12 protein-coding genes and 1 tRNA gene are annotated in these 16,206 nt (G+C 41.4%); 9 read left to right on the top strand and 4 right to left on the bottom strand.

The features are described from left to right. Positions 1-114: 114 nt before the first annotated feature. Together HRT96_RS21440 and HRT96_RS21445 are read left to right on the top strand one after the other, a co-directional pair. A tRNA-Gln gene (locus tag HRT96_RS21440) sits at positions 115-189 on the top strand. Positions 190-571: 382 nt separating this feature from the next. Continuing rightward, on the top strand, positions 572-2,182 hold the full coding sequence (locus HRT96_RS21445; RefSeq protein WP_293160660.1) for a HAMP domain-containing methyl-accepting chemotaxis protein: 1,611 nt from the start codon (positions 572-574) through the stop codon (positions 2,180-2,182). 66 nt (positions 2,183-2,248) lie between these two features. Here HRT96_RS21445 and HRT96_RS21450 read toward each other — a convergent pair whose 3' ends face one another. Beyond that, positions 2,249-5,764 (bottom strand): C25 family cysteine peptidase, encoded by a 3,516-nt coding sequence (locus HRT96_RS21450; RefSeq protein ID WP_293160662.1) that lies wholly within the window; start codon positions 5,762-5,764, stop codon positions 2,249-2,251. A gap of 1,017 nt (positions 5,765-6,781) precedes the next feature. On the opposite strand from HRT96_RS21450, the gene HRT96_RS21455 reads away from it, so the two are divergent. Further along, positions 6,782-6,982, top strand: a complete 201-nt coding sequence (locus HRT96_RS21455) for a hypothetical protein (RefSeq protein WP_293160664.1) — start codon at positions 6,782-6,784, stop codon at positions 6,980-6,982. A gap of 20 nt (positions 6,983-7,002) precedes the next feature. Here the strand turns inward: HRT96_RS21455 and HRT96_RS21460 are convergent, their stop codons facing one another. After that, on the bottom strand, positions 7,003-8,175 hold the full coding sequence (locus tag HRT96_RS21460) for an FAD-dependent oxidoreductase (protein ID WP_293160666.1): 1,173 nt from the start codon (positions 8,173-8,175) through the stop codon (positions 7,003-7,005). 224 nt (positions 8,176-8,399) lie between these two features. Here HRT96_RS21460 and miaB point away from each other — a divergent pair, with 224 nt between their 5' ends. The 5 genes from miaB (at position 8,400) to lnt (ending at position 13,878) form a co-directional block, all read left to right on the top strand. Further along, positions 8,400-9,827: a tRNA (N6-isopentenyl adenosine(37)-C2)-methylthiotransferase MiaB gene (gene miaB / locus HRT96_RS21465; RefSeq protein ID WP_293160668.1), complete on the top strand. Its 1,428-nt coding sequence runs from the start codon at positions 8,400-8,402 to the stop codon at positions 9,825-9,827. A 55-nt stretch (positions 9,828-9,882) separates the two neighbouring features. Beyond that, positions 9,883-10,890, top strand: coding sequence for a PhoH family protein (locus HRT96_RS21470; RefSeq protein ID WP_293160678.1), 1,008 nt, complete (start codon positions 9,883-9,885; stop codon positions 10,888-10,890). After that, positions 10,887-11,348 carry an rRNA maturation RNase YbeY gene (gene ybeY, locus HRT96_RS21475; RefSeq protein WP_293160670.1) on the top strand — a complete coding sequence of 154 codons (462 nt, stop codon included), beginning with the start codon at positions 10,887-10,889 and terminating at the stop codon, positions 11,346-11,348. Before HRT96_RS21470 ends, ybeY begins: the two co-directional genes overlap by 4 nt. A 42-nt stretch (positions 11,349-11,390) precedes the next feature. Then, a complete protein-coding gene (gene corC / locus HRT96_RS21480; RefSeq protein ID WP_293131317.1) occupies positions 11,391-12,275 on the top strand; it encodes a CNNM family magnesium/cobalt transport protein CorC in 885 nt (294 codons plus the stop codon). A gap of 91 nt (positions 12,276-12,366) precedes the next feature. Continuing rightward, the gene (gene lnt / locus HRT96_RS21485) at positions 12,367-13,878 is read left to right on the top strand and encodes an apolipoprotein N-acyltransferase (protein ID WP_293160680.1); all 1,512 of its coding nucleotides are present in this window, start codon (positions 12,367-12,369) and stop codon (positions 13,876-13,878) included. Positions 13,879-13,979: 101 nt separating this feature from the next. On the opposite strand, the gene HRT96_RS21490 is transcribed toward lnt, so the two are convergent. Continuing rightward, positions 13,980-14,354, bottom strand: a complete 375-nt coding sequence (locus HRT96_RS21490; RefSeq protein ID WP_293160672.1) for a SirB2 family protein — start codon at positions 14,352-14,354, stop codon at positions 13,980-13,982. 191 nt (positions 14,355-14,545) lie between these two features. Between HRT96_RS21490 and HRT96_RS21495 the strand changes: the two genes are divergently transcribed. Next, positions 14,546-15,175: an MBL fold metallo-hydrolase gene (locus HRT96_RS21495; RefSeq protein ID WP_293160674.1), complete on the top strand. Its 630-nt coding sequence runs from the start codon at positions 14,546-14,548 to the stop codon at positions 15,173-15,175. 101 nt (positions 15,176-15,276) lie between these two features. Here HRT96_RS21495 and HRT96_RS21500 read toward each other — a convergent pair whose 3' ends face one another. Next, positions 15,277-15,915, bottom strand: a complete 639-nt coding sequence (locus HRT96_RS21500; RefSeq protein ID WP_293160676.1) for a bifunctional 4-hydroxy-2-oxoglutarate aldolase/2-dehydro-3-deoxy-phosphogluconate aldolase — start codon at positions 15,913-15,915, stop codon at positions 15,277-15,279. Positions 15,916-16,206: the final 291 nt, after the last annotated feature.

Here is a 16,206-nt window from a genome sequence, read left to right on the forward strand (position 1 = left end):
GAATTGGTAGACGCGCTAGATTTAGGTTCTAGTATTGCAAAGTGTGAGAGTTCAAGTCTCTCCTTCCGCACCATGTTTTATTACACAATACAGCAATGCTGTAGAAAGATTTGTAGGGATATCGCCAAGCGGTAAGGCACCGGGTTTTGATCTCGGGATTCTGAGGTTCAAATCCTCATATCCCTGCCACTTTTTCTAAATTATTCTTCCCCATTAATACCTCCTCTAATTTCTAATTTCTAATTTCTAATTTCTAATTTCTAATTTCTAATTTCTAATTTCTAATTTCTAATTTCTAATTTCTAATTTCAGCATTTTAAATTTTAATGTTCTCACTATGCAAATTTTAATGCGTGTAATGTCACCACCACTTAATCATATCCTTACATCCTGCTTAAATAACATATTGTTCACATTTAACACTAAAAAAATACCTCTTTCGGCCGATATCCTATTTGTACCAACATTAATTTGTTACGATTAACCCTACTAATAACAGTAGAATTAAAAGACCAATAGCGTTCAGTAAGTGCTTGATCTATTTTTGGTTGGTTTCAGATGGGAAGAAACAATGTTAAAAAATGTCTCTATAGCTAAAAAAATAAACCTCGCACTAAGCAGTTTATTTATCCTGATCCTCGCTATTTCTGCGTTATCACAAAGTAAGCAAGAAACAGCCTTGGTATTATCTATTTTAGAACAGCAAGCACATGAACAAGCCGATACTTATTTCGACAGTTTAAATACCATGATGCTAACAGGCAGCATTGGCCAACGTGAAACCTTACGTCACAAAATGCTAGAGAATGATAACATTACCGATATCCGCGTCGTCAGAGGCGATAAGGTTAATCAACTTTATGGTCCAGGATTAGCCAGCGAACGAATCAAAGATGATTTTGACCGCCGTGCACTTGCAGGTGAAGAGATCACCCAAGTCATTAGCACGCTACAGGGCGAAACCTTATTAATCACCAAACCACTTATCGCCTCAAAGAATTACCGCGGTACGGATTGCACAGCTTGCCACAATGCCAAAGAAGGCGATGTGTTGGGTGCGGTCAGACTTGAATACTCCCTGACCCACTTCTATCAACAAGTACAACAAAACATTTTACGCTCAACCGCGATCTTAGCCGTGGTATTATTGGCAGGCTTGCTGCTAACATTATTCATCATTCGTAAACTCATCCTAAAACCCATCAGCGAACTGACCGATAGCATGGAACTCGCCAGTGATACTCAAGATGTGACCACCCTCATTGAAGTGAAAAACCAGGATGAAATAGGCCGAATGGTCACCGCCTTTAATTACATGATGAGTAATTTTCATTACAGCCTTACACATGTACTCAATACCGCAGAACAATTAGAAGATATTTCGACAAAACTGAGTACCGCGTCAACGCAAACCTATAACTCAGCACATCAACAGAAACAAGAAGCGGCCACAATTAACGCCAGTATCGCCATCATGCAGACTCAGGTTGAGGATATTAAGGCCAAAGCCAGTATGACGACGGCAGCATCAACACAAGCGACACTACAAACGGATAAAGGCAATGCCTTAGCCAGTGCAACAATTGATGAAATCAGCATGCTGACCACACAACTTGATCACGTGGTCGATAAAATGCATCAACTGGGTGAGCAAACCAATAACGTGACGAAAATTTTAGGTGTGATTAATTCAATTTCAGAGCAGACAAATCTACTCGCGCTAAATGCCGCCATCGAAGCCGCACGCGCAGGTGAAAGCGGTCGCGGTTTTGCAGTCGTAGCAGAAGAAGTACGGGCATTAGCGATTAAGACCAACAACTCAACCAAAGAAATACAAACCATTGTCAGCTTATTGATTGAAACATCAAACAGCTCGTTTGCGGCAATGGATACCGCCAAAGTAACAGCGGCGGAAGGCGCGATCAAAGTATCGCAATTAGCAGACATGTTAAATGAAATAGCACGGGAAATGCAGGCGATCAATCAGCTCAATGATTCAGTCACCGAATCATCAATTACGCAGCAAGCGCTAACCACAGATATTCAGCGCAACATCGAAACTATTGCCCTGCACTCGGATGAAACGACGGTAGTCGCAACACATGCAAGCAGTATCAGCCAAGAGCTATTAAACCACTCAACCGAACTACTCCTGAAAGTGAAAGAATTTAAACTAAAATAAAATAAAATGCCGATCATAATGATCGGCATTTTTGATATCGACAACTCCAAAGATACAATCTATTGGTTAGTTACCTTTACTCACGACTACAGTGCTAATTGATGAACTAGTTTTACCTTTGTCATCTGTAACCGTCAACTGGAACTTTAATGTGGTATCGGCTAGCGGAGTAACAGCATAAGCGTAGTTTTTATTCGCATGGTCAATCCGCACTTTCGATCCTGCGATCTGAGTCCATTGATAACTGACGATCGAGCCATCGGTATCTGTTGATTTACGACCATCCAACACTACCCACTGGTGATATGATGCTTGTTGATCTTCACCAACATGTGCAACTGGCGCCAAGTTGTCGTTTTTACTTGACTGACTCACTGTAATATTGGAATCATTAACTATCAGAGTAATAATTGTTGAACCTGACTTTCCTTTATTATCTGTCACCGTTAGTTTGACTTTCACATTGCCAGTCTTATAAGGTGCGATAACATAAGTATTAGTGTCATTTGGACGGTCAATTACTATTTTCGGTCCCGATACCTGAGTCCACTGATAACTAACGATAGAACCATCGGCATCACGTGATTGACGACCATCCAGACTTACCCACTTACGAAGAAATATTGTCTTCTCAGCCGAACCACTAATAAGTGCCACTGGTGCTACATTAGCAACTGGAATTGGCTTCGCTATCGCATTTGGATCATTGACAACAATCGTATGTATAGCTGAACCTGTCATCCCCTTATCATCAGTCACTGTCAGTTTGAAGGTCAGGGTAGCAGTATCTTGCGGTGCCAATGCATAAGCATAACGGTCTGTTGGACGAGCAATTCTAACCGTTGGGCCCGATATCTGAGTCCATTGATAACTAACAATAGAACCATCTACATCGGTTGATCTACGACCATCTAAAATAGCCCACGTTCTGACCGCTATTTTCTGATCTGCTCCGACACGTGCCACAGGCGCTTGATTATCTTTAACCGCCGTAGTAGCCGAAGCTTTAACCAATACAGAATGGGTAGCAAAAGCACTCTCACCCGATTCATTTGTCACCATCAACTTAAATACTAGCGTTTCGTCCTGACTGATAGAATCAGAGGTATCAACCCATGCCCTGCTATCGTTCGCTTGATTAATTACAACCTTGTTACCTGATATCTGTGTCCACTGATAGCGTAGAACACCTTCAGTAACAACAGATTCTCGACCATCTAAATAGAACCATGAGCCAGCATTAATCACCTTGTTAGGCTGAATGACGGCTTTAGGGCCTTCGCTGGCAATAACAATCTTGCCTTCATAAGGAATCGCGTTGTGCTCAGTCACGGTTACGCTCATGGTTTTACTCGGCGCAAACTCAAAAGTAGCGCGGCCATTGTTATCGGTTTCCACCACATGCGATTCACCCGAAGTAGTCACTAACGCAACTCGTGCACCTTCAAGTAGTACATCACCACTACGAACTACCACAGAGAAAGAAGATTCATTTCCCGCAGATAAATTGGCCGGATGAGTAACAGTCAGGCTTTGCGGACGGACAGTACGCATTTCCATTGACGGATCACCAAACCAGTTAAAGAAACGCGCTGTCATCTTCGCGTAACCAGATTGCCCATAATGACTATATAATCGTTCTTTCGCTCGGTTCAGTGCCATTGCTGGTAGCCACGACACAGGATATATGTCGCTAGACCAGGTGCCATCATAATCGTCCCAGAAACTGTCCATAATACCCACGTGAAAATTATCGTTATAGCCTGAATAACTGACTCGCGCAGCGCCGGTAAATCCGACCGCTCCTCCGTTGGCGTTGCGCATCCAAGATTCAGCAAATGTGTCTTTGCCATCAAACCAGCCCGTCGCACAGTTTAAGCTAAACACCACAGGCGCAAAATCACCATTAGTTAACCCATTAACATCCCCGCTGGTAAACTCAGGATCTGCCCAACCAGAACCGCCCGCATACCCATGATCACGATGCACAACAAGTCCAACGCCTTCATTGATCGCTTCTGCAATCTGTACCCGGTTACCACTACCTTGATCTTTCCATACTTGCGGTACGACTGTCGGCGGCGTAATTCTAGCGCTACCGTAAGACCAACCGCCATATTTCAATTCATTGTTCAGGTCAGCATCCCATTTTAGAGCAGTATGGACCGTATAACCTTTATTAAACAAGTCACCTAAACCCGCAAAGAAATCAAAATCAGGGCCAAGGAAATCCGCGATCCGTTGCAGATCTTCCATAAACATGCGATCGCCTTTATTATCGCGATTATGGTCTTGGAACTGCCCAGCCAACAGCACATGTCCATATCGGTCTGAATCTACCGGATTCTTTGCATAATTGAGAGTACGATTGACCATAGTCGTAATCTGCTCGACCGTATCGCCAGGGAAACGTCCGATGACAAGATCTGGCAATGCGTCAGTCCCATCAACCAACGAATAATCAAAATCGGTATGCCAAACATGATCCTGACCATGGTAAGGATGTCCAATAACTTCCCAGCTCGGAACATCTTCATGATCACCAACAAGGAGCACATATGAGGTCATAGTGCCATTTTGATAAGCATCTTTAATATATTCTTTGATTTCTTCCTGTGTACTGCCCGTTTCTAAAAGTGATGCGACATGGACCTTGTAACCCATTTTACGTTTCCAAGCAGCTAAAGGTGCAACAGTTTCTTGAAAACGATCTGCCGTGATGATCAGATAATCAGCAGCCTGAGCCGGCGTAAGGGCTGCATCATTCTTTACTGCATCTGGAGCAGGTAAAGCATCAACAGCGAACTCTCTGTCAGTACGCAAATCGATAGTTGAACCTTTATCTGTACTTTTAGGCTGTAACGGATCATGACGTTTAGGCTTGCTGCCAACGTTGTCTGAATAAAAAAAATTCAGATGAAATTTAACTTTAGTGGCAAATCTAACTGACTTATCTATCGGGCTAAAATCAGTGGGACGATAGGAAATAACGGCATAGTTTTTTCCACGGACACGTACAGTTTCAATAATCCGAATCGGCTCTTCAACGGCATCTATAGCCAAATTATAAACAGTTTCATCCTTCACAAAAGGCATATGCTGCCCAGGTCGTTCACCGTCAGCAGTCACTACATCCGGGATCGGCAATTGCACAGGTTCAATTGTCATATCAGGAAATGACTCAGACCAAATCACGTCATCAATCACAAGCTCCAGCTGTACGCCATCAGGAATACGCACCATCTGACGATAGCCAGTTAAATTAGGATGGCCAGGTTGCGCCGAACTGCCAGCATCAGGTAAAATAATACGATTATAAATATTACCATCCGCCATTTTAACCTTGGCGAGAGAAAGGGTTGTTAACTGCGCCTCAAATATAGCACTTCGCTCATTTTTACTGGTCAGTAAAAAATAACTCGGCCCTTGCAGATCCGTAACAGACCGAACCATATCAGCGACAGGCCCAAAATTAACGATCTTCTTATCAAACTCCTCACTATATATATTTTCTACAGCCATAACCGACTGCGATAAAATAGCCAAAGTTAAAATCGATTTCTTTAACATACCATTAACCATAAGTACTCCTTTATTTAATAATTAATTTTCCCATGCACTAGCAGAATATTGTTATGTCAGGAAATTTAATGACGATGGTAACAACGTAATTCGCCCGACTTTCTTATATAGCGACAGAGAATATGAAAAAGTTTAATTTTATATGGTTAAATTCAGAGCAGACGACAAACAGAAAATTAAAATATAAATGGGACATGATTATTATGTCCTAATAAGATGATTTACGAGGGAAGATAAAAGAGAGAATAACGGACGAGCCGAATGTAAAATATAATTAACTTATCATTATAAAATAACATTAAGATACTTATGGTTATTTGATTAAGACGAACAGACTAACAATTTACTTACAAACTATATTTTATAGCATACCAAGAAAACAATAAAACCTTGATTTACATATAAAACAAACCACACAGCCCATCCCCTGCTCAGTTTGTTCTTAGTTAGGCTGAGGCAGTCTATTGATTATAATATTTTATCCAACTTATTTCTCCACAACACCGGATAGATCTACTTTTATTAATTACAGTTAAAACATGGAAAACAAGTAATAATATAATGAATAACTCACCGATTTACTAATACAGATAACATTTTAACAACATAGTGTGTTTTTATTATTTTAAACGGGAATTATATTTAATATACATATGATTTTATATTGAATTTAATTTAATAATTTTAACAATAAGTTTTTATAAATATTAGTTTCGGTTGCCCATGATTAAAATACCCTGCGAGTTCATCATCGAAGCATATCTCGATTATCAATCAGAATGTCTACGGGAAATATCTCGACGCTGATTTGTATAGAACCCGCTGTTATACCAATATAGTCAATGAGCATAATTATAGTTTTTCCGTAGAAAGTACGCATATACTGGCAATATTATTTGATAACTAAAGTATTTACTTTGGTTATCAAAAGCGGCTTAGTGCTCCATAAAAACAGTTTCGACTCTTGGAGTAAGTTACAACATACAACGTACTGAATCTGAGGAAGGGATATTGCCGATGGAAGTAGAAGGCTCCGGTTTTGGTTATATTGCCAGTTTAGGTGGGAAGTATTCAATCTCTGATAATTTCGATATAGGTATACAATATCAAGTCAATACAGCCAAGCTTAAGTATGGTGAAATCATTGAAGATATAAATAATCAAGAAAGAAAAAGAATAAGTGATGATTATACATTTCATCACTTATTATCTCTTTAGGTTACAAATTATAGCTTTAATTAACCCAATCCGATCGCATAACGTAGCGCCTGACGCTTTAATGGTCCGGCGCGCTGTGCGACAGCCAGCCCAAGATTACGTAACACCTTTGCTGGGACTGAATTATTACTGAATACCGAATAGAACAGATCCATACTGGTTTGCATTAATAGGTTATCTGGCTTTCTGCTGCGTTGGTATTGTTTTAATAATGCTTCACTGTCCCAGACTTCACCTTCAATCACCGCACTTCTAATTAGCTCGCATAATACATTTACATCTTTAAAACCGATATTAACGCCCTGCCCCGCTAATGGATTAATGGTATGTGCGGCATCACCGAGCAGTACCACGCGGCCTTTATAATATTGCTGCGCATGACGTCGTGTCAGAGGGAATGAACCATGGTTAGTGATCTCAAATCCACCAATCAGATCGGGAAAATGTTGTTGTACTTCCACTTTAAGTTCCGCATTAGACAATTTACTTAAATAGTTGATGTGCGCGGTTTGATGATACCAAACCAACGAGGATTTATGCCCAGGTAACGGTAATAACGCCATTGGCCCCGTCGGTGAAAACTCCTGCCAAGTCACGTCTTGTTGGGCTTGGTCAGTATCAATATTAATTAACATGCAACTTTGACGGTAATCCCAACTGCTAATACCAATATTACTCTGCTGACGAATAATCGAGTTGGCACCATCGGCGGCCAGCACTAACTTAGCGCGTAATTTAGTGCCAGATGTTAACCTGATTTCAGCGTAGTCACTGTATTGCTCTAATGTCGCTACTTTCTCAGGACACATTAACTGGACATTGTGGTGGCGTTTCATGGCTTCGAGCAAACCTAATTGGATCACCCGGTTTTCAATGATGTAACCTAACTTGTCGTAACCAATATCGTTAGCATGGAATTTGATTTCGCAGCCACCTTGATCCCAGGTTTCTAAACGACGATAAGGGCACAGACGCATTTCACTGATGTTAGCCCAAGCACCTGTCGCAACAAGTAACTGCTGAGAGGCCAAACTGATCGCTGATACACGCAGATCCATTGGCTGCTCAAATGAAAAAGGAGATGGCATTTGCGCTTCAATTACCGCAATTTTAAGTCCCGAAGGGGCGAGTAAATTAGCGGTACTCGCACCGACCATCCCACCACCAACAATAATTACATCAAATTCCTGCATCGTGCTTCCTGAACCATTTAAGGATAAATTCTTATCTGAATCAGAATTCTACCAAGCTTTACGTCGAAATGATTGCTTTGTGCAATGAAAATTACAGTAAATTTATGCATAGAAGCAGTGATCACGTCTAGTCAACAGGCTATTAAGGCAGTAGAATACGCGATCTTCTGTGTGTTTTCACACAACCCGAATATAGCAATAAATAATAAAGAGCAACGTGGATAATGAGTAAAAAACTGCACATTAAAACCTGGGGCTGCCAGATGAACGAATACGATTCATCAAAAATGGCAGATTTGTTAAATGCCGAAAATGGTTTTGAACTGACTGACAACCCAGAGGAAGCGGATGTTCTTCTATTAAACACCTGTTCTATCAGAGAAAAAGCACAAGAAAAAGTATTCCACCAACTGGGTCGCTGGAAAAAGCTCAAGAAACGCAATCCGAAATTAATCATTGGTGTGGGTGGCTGCGTAGCATCACAAGAAGGTGCTGAGATTCAAAAACGTGCCCCCATTGTAAACTTAGTATTTGGCCCACAGACTTTACACCGCTTACCAGAAATGATCGTCGCTGCTCAAGCCGGTAAAAAAGGCCTTGTGGATGTCAGTTTCCCTGAAATCGAAAAATTTGATCGTTTACCAGAGCCGCGTGCCGACGGGGTATCAGCATTCGTGTCAATCATGGAAGGCTGCTCAAAATACTGCTCATTCTGCGTTGTACCCTATACCCGTGGTGAAGAAGTCAGCCGTCCACTTGATGATGTTTTATACGAAATTGCCCAACTGGCAGAACAAGGTGTACGTGAAGTAAATCTACTTGGTCAGAACGCCAACGCTTTCCGTGGCGAAATGCATGACGGTGATATATGCTCATTCGCTGATTTATTACGTTATGTGGCTGCCATTGATGGTATCGACCGTATCCGTTATACCACCAGTCACCCAATTGAGTTTACTAGCGATATTATCGAAGTATACAAAGACACACCGGAGCTGGTATCACACTTACACCTGCCAGTACAGTCAGGTTCAGATCGTATCTTAACCTTGATGAAACGTGCCCACACAACGTTAGAATACAAATCATTAATCCGTAAACTGCGTAAAGCCCGTCCGGGTCTGGTGATGAGTTCAGATTTCATTATCGGGTTCCCAGGTGAAAGCAAACAAGATTTTGCGGATACCATGAAACTGATTGAAGACATTGAATACGATATTAGCTTTAGCTTTATCTACAGCGCACGTCCAGGTACACCTGCTGCAGATTTACCGGATGATGTAACGCTAGAAGAAAAGAAAGAACGTTTAAAAATTCTACAAACACGTATTAGCCAAATGTCACAAAAAATTGGCCGCGATATGGTGAATACCACACAACGTATTTTAGTTGAAGGTCCATCGAAGAAAAACATCATGGAACTGACTGGCCGTACCGAAAACAACCGTGTTGTTAACTTCGAAGGCTCGCCAGACCTCATTGGTACCTTTGTCGATGTAGACATTGTGGATGTATTCCCTAACTCTATTCGTGGTGTGTTCATCCGCGGTGAAAATGAGATGGGTCTACGTAGTGCCGTTAAACCAAGCGAAATTTTGGCGCGAGCGACCAATCAACCTAATGAGCTAGGTGTTGCTAAGTTCAACCCATAAGAGATAGACTAAGAGCCATTAATGATCCTTAATGGCTCTGCCTAATGAGATGACTTTGAATAAAAAGACGACAACACTCGATATATTCTTAGAACCCGCAGACGGAGCCCGACTCGCTCATTTATGTGGCCCATTTGATGACAATCTTAAACAACTTGAACGTCGTTTAGACGTCGATATTACTTATCAAAATAATCAATTCCATATTACTGGTAATCCAGTTAATGCGCACAGTTGTATGGATATTCTTCGTGAACTTTATGTTGAGACCCAAGCTGTTAAAGGCCAAGTAATCGACATTGACCCAGAAAAAGTTCACCTTGCGATACAAGCATGTCGATTACTTGAACCAACACCAACACCCCCAATTGCCAGTTTTAATACTGTGATTAAAACCAAACGCGGTATCATTAAACCGCGCGGTGACAATCAAGCCAATTACATTGCTAATATTTTAACCCATGATATTACCTTTGGTATTGGGCCTGCTGGTACCGGTAAAACTTATTTAGCCGTCGCCGCAGCCGTTGATGCCTTAGAGCGTCAAGAGGTGCGTCGTATTCTATTAACACGCCCAGCGGTTGAAGCCGGCGAGAAATTAGGTTTTCTACCCGGTGATTTAAGTCAAAAAGTAGATCCTTATTTACGCCCACTTTATGATGCGTTATTTGAGATGCTTGGTTTTGAAAAAGTGGAACGTTTAATTGAGCGCAAGGTCATAGAAATTGCACCACTTGCCTATATGCGTGGTCGCACACTCAATGATGCGTTTATTATCTTAGATGAAGGGCAAAATACCACCATTGAACAAATGAAAATGTTTTTAACCCGTATTGGTTTTAACTCCAAAGCGGTGATTACTGGCGATATTACCCAAGTGGATTTACCTAAGCACATCACATCTGGTTTGCGCCATGCAATGGATGTGCTAAAGCCAATAACAGACATTAGTTTTAACGTTTTCATATCCAATGATGTGGTTCGCCATCCTGTTGTTGCAAAAATTATCGATGCCTATGAACACTTTGAAAATGGCATTGCCCGTAAGGATAAAGACCAATGAATACCACGTTAGATTTACAAATTGCGACGGAAGATGAACAGCAATTACCAACCGAAGCACAGCTAGCTACTTGGCTCCATTCAGTCGTTAAACGCTTTCAAGACAGTGCTGAAGTAACGATCCGTATCGTTGATAATGCAGAAAGCCAACAATTGAATAACGATTACCGTGGTAAAGACAAACCCACCAACGTACTGTCGTTTCCATTTGAAGTACCTGAAGGCATTGAATTAGACCTGCTTGGTGATTTAATCATCTGCAAGCAAGTGGTCGAACACGAAGCAAAAGAGCAACAAAAACCACTGACCGCACATTGGGCGCACATGGTTATTCATGGAACTTTACATTTACTCGGCTATGATCATATTATCGATGAAGAAGCCGAAGAGATGGAAGGCCTGGAAACCGAAATCATGCTAGAGCTAGAATTTGAAGACCCCTATATTACTGAAAAGTAGTATTAATACCATTAACATAACATAACTTAGGTACAACAAACTATGAACGACGGCAAACCTCACTCGACAAACGGTTCATCAAAAAAAGGTTTTTTTGAAAAAATTTCTCAATTATTCCAAGGTGAGCCGAAAAACAGAGAAGAGCTTGTAGAAGTCATTCAGGATGCAGGAAATCGCGAACTGATCGATCAAGACACCAAGGATATGATTGAAGGTGTGCTCGAAGTCTCAGGACTGAAAGTACGCGACATTATGATCCCACGCTCACAGATGATTACTATCGATAAGAGTCAAAGCGTCGAAGAGTTTTTACCTATCATGATTGACTCTGCGCACTCGCGCTTCCCAGTTGTCAATGAAGATAAAGATCATATCGAAGGGATTTTGTTAGCCAAAGATCTGCTTAAATTTGTGTTTACTGGCGCGCCAGATAGCTTTGAGCTATCTTCTGTTTTACGCCCAGCAGTTGTTGTACCAGAAAGTAAACGGGTTGATAAACTCCTTAAAGAGTTTCGTTCTAAACGCTATCATATGGCCGTTGTGGTTGATGAATTTGGTGGTGTGTCAGGCCTTGTGACCATTGAAGATATCTTAGAAGAGATCGTCGGTAATATTGAAGACGAATTCGATGAAGATGAATCGGCACAAGAAGATATTCGCCGTATTAATAAAAGTGTGTTCTCAGTGCAAGCATTAACACCCATTGATGATTTCAATGACTACTTCTCATCAACCTTTAACGATGATGAAGTGGATACCATTGGGGGGATGATTGCGCATGCATTTGGTCATTTACCAGAGCAAGGTGAGATAATTACTGTCGATGACTTCCAATTTAAAGTCATTTCAGCTGATCGCCGTCGTATCATTCAGCTACAAGTGAAGATACCAGAAGCACAACAGAATCGCTTAGCGGAATCAGCTTAACCGTCTCGGTGACAGGTTACTCCGCTTGTCGCTGTAGATCGCTACAAAGGAATAACCTATCAAATCTCTGATCCATAAAATAGGCGCGCCACTGGCTGGCGCGCTTAGCGTGTTTGCTTTTGCCCCATTTGATTACACCATTAGCTTATACGTTTCATTATTTGCCCTACTCTTTGTTATTGACAATAAATCAGCAAAACACGCAGCCGGATATGGTTTCTTGTGGGGACTCGGATTCTTTGTCGCAGGCCTCCATTGGATTTCAGTGAGCATCTTAGATTTTGGCGGGTTACCGGTACCTGTTGCAGCGCTATTAGTCGTATTATTGTGTGCTTACCTCGCTATTTATCCGGCGCTTTGTGCTTACCTGGTTAATCGGTTTGCCTCCCATTCAAGCTTATTGCGCTACTTTATTGCCTTCCCGGCAATCTGGTTAATCACCGACTGGTTACGCGGTTGGGTAATGACAGGTTTTCCTTGGTTACAATTTGGCTATAGTCAGATGGATACCCCACTGGTTAACTACGCGCCAATACTCGGGGTTGAGGGTATTACCGCTGCCGTTTGTTTGCTCACCGCCAGTTTGTATTATGTTTATCGCGAACGTAAATTCGTCATGCCAGCAGTCGTTATTTCAGTTATCGTATTTTCGGCAATGGCATCAAAAGGCCAACAATGGACAATGCCACAAGCATCAAAATCAATTGCTCTCGTGCAGGGCAATACCGATCAAGCTGAAAAGTGGCTACCAGAAAAACGTACCGAAATTCTCAATACATATTTAACACTGAGTTTAGATAATACCGATGCCGATATTATTATATGGCCAGAATCAGCGATCCCGGCATTGGAGTTTCAAGTTAAACGTTATTTAGACTATGTCAGTGAGCTAATGCGCCAAAGTAATACCGCCCTTATCACCGGGATCATTAATTACCAACGTGTTGACGATATTGATGAGTATTACAATGCCGTGATCGTACTCGGTCAACCCGAGCAAGAGACGAACCATTCTCCAGTAAATGACCGTTATTACAAGAATAAGCTATTACCGATTGGTGAGTTCGTGCCGTTCGAAGATCTGCTAAGACCGATTGCACCGCTATTTAATTTGCCGATGTCATCATTTCAACGTGGTGGTGAACAACAGTTAAACCTCGCAGCCAGTGGCCTGCATATTGCCACCGCGATTTGTTATGAAATAGCCTTTAACCAGACCTTAGTGAAGACGGTTACGCCTGATACCGACTTCATTTTAACCGTGAGTAACGATGCTTGGTTTGGGACTTCAATTGGCCCCGATCAACATTTAGAAATAGCCCGGATGCGTGCCTTTGAATTTCAACGCCCGGTTATTCGTAGTACCAATACCGGTATCACTGCAATTTATGATGCCCAAGGACAAGAAGTGGGCCGGATAGCCCAATTCGAAAAAGCGGTGTTACGTGCACAAGTAACGCCATATCAAGGCACCACCCCTTTTAATCGTTATGGCAATACGCCATTACTGATACTGGCGTTGTTATTATCGGCAGCTGTAGTAGGCCATTATTTATTCACCAAGAACGCCCTAGCTAAACGGCAGGTTAAAACCTCGCTATAAATAACAGACAAAATAACCAAGCAATAAAAATGGCACTTTAAAAGTGCCATTTTTATAATTCAAATTTATCGCCATACTCGTCTATGCAAGATTATCAATATTTAGATAAACAATGCGACTTTTGTTTTCGCTATGTAGAAGATAATAACAAAAAACACCATGCTTACTGCGATACAGAACTGGCGTATTTTTAAATTCATCTGCGGCTTAAACGCTAACATCGCAAAACCAACATAAACAAATAACAGCACCAATTTCTCGGTTACCCAAGCATCCACAAATGGATATTGATTGATCGTCACACACAACGCGAAACCAGATAAGATCAGCACTAAGTTCAGCATCTTGTGGATCTTAAACAAGATCACATTATTGATATATTCAGAACCTTTAATCGCCCAAAATGTACGTAATGCAAAACTTAACAAGCTAATCAACAATAAAGCTAAATGCGCTTTCAGCAATAATGGATACATAATAATTCCGTTAAAAGAATAGAAATAAGGCTTGTTATCATAACCAGCAATATAAAACCTGTGTTGACCCAGATCATCAATTAACAACAACGTAACAATTTACACCGTATACTCTTGCCTTGCAAATCGGTAAACTAGCGCAACTATATATAGCTAAACAAACACGACTATCTAGCCAAGAGAGATAAGCAATGCAAGTTAAAGTCATTCCCGTTACGCCTTTTGAACAAAACTGCAGTCTATTAATCTGCCCAGAAACAAATAAAGCTGCGATTGTTGATCCCGGTGGTGACATTGAAAAGATTATTAGCCAAGTAAAGCAACACGGTGTAGAAGTAGAAAAGATCTTTCTAACTCATGCTCATATTGATCACGTTGGCGGTACTGAAGCGCTTGCAGCTGCATTAAACGTAACAATTGAAGGCCCACATATTGCAGATAAGTTTTGGTTAGACCAGTTACCCATGCAGGGTCAAATGTTTGGCTTTCCACAAATACCACCGTTTGAACCACAACGCTGGTTAGAACACGGCGATATTATTGCATTTGGCAATCAAGAATTAATCGCGCTACATACCCCAGGGCATACACCGGGGCACGTGGTATTTAATCACGTAGCAACGAAACAAGTGATTGTTGGCGATGTATTATTCAATGGCTCAGTTGGTCGTACTGACTTCCCACAAGGTTGCTTTAATACACTGATGACAGCGATTAAAGGCCAGCTGTGGACATTACCAGAAGAAACCGTATTCTTTCCGGGTCACGGACCAACATCGACTATCGGTCATGAAAAAAGAACCAATCCGCACGTTCGATAACCGACTAACACAGTTTGATAAGAAGCATTGAAAGATAGAATGAAGCCCAGGTATATAACAATATAACTTGGGCTTTTTATTGGGCGGTTATTTATTAAGGCCTATACTTTTTGTACTAATTGACAAGTATCACGGACATTTTTCGCAATCGTATCCCAATCGTTATCTGCGATTGCAGACGTCGTTGCTAACCAGCTACCGCCGCAAGCGATAACCTGAGGTATAGCGAGATAATCCAATACGTTACTTGGTTTAATCCCACCTGTGGGCATAAGTTTAATTTGGCTATATGGACCGACTAACGCCTTAACCATATTAACGCCACCCGATGCTTCTGCAGGGAAAAACTTTACAACGTTAATACCAAGCTCTAGCGCTTGCTCAATTTGACTCGGATTGTTAATACCTGGAATAATTTTAATACCGTTTTTAATGCAATAATTTACCGTGGTCGGATTAAAGCCAGGGCTAATAATGAAATCGGCTCCGGCAGCAACCGCTTCATCCACTTGTGCTATGGTTAATACCGTCCCTGCACATAAGATCACATCTGGAAACGCATTACGAATACGACGAATTGATTCGGCCGCTGCCGCACTACGGAAGGTAATTTCAGCGGCGGCTAATCCATTTTCAGATAAGACTTCAACCAATTTGACAGCATCATCTGCATTTTCAATTTGGATCACAGGCATCACAGCAAGCGCTGATAGTTTGTCAATTAATTCATGGTTTATCATTTTCGACTCTCATTCTGGTAATTGAATCAACATATCACGATTAACTATCAATCATCACTCAAAATTTTATAAGCCCAGTTACCTTGAACTAAAGTTCCCTGCACTTCTAACTTTTTATTCATGATGGTTAAATTAGCGTCCATACCGACTGAATACAACTCATAAGAATAAGCGCTCCGCACAATCTATGTTTTGTTTTTCACTGAATTTCAGACACAAAAAAAGCCTGAATCTTTCGATTCAGGCTTTCGTTGTTTGTTGGCGGAGTGGACGGGACTCGAACCCGCGACC

Source organism: Moritella sp. (assembly GCF_013215705.1).
Classification (GTDB): Bacteria; Pseudomonadota; Gammaproteobacteria; order Enterobacterales; family Moritellaceae; genus Moritella.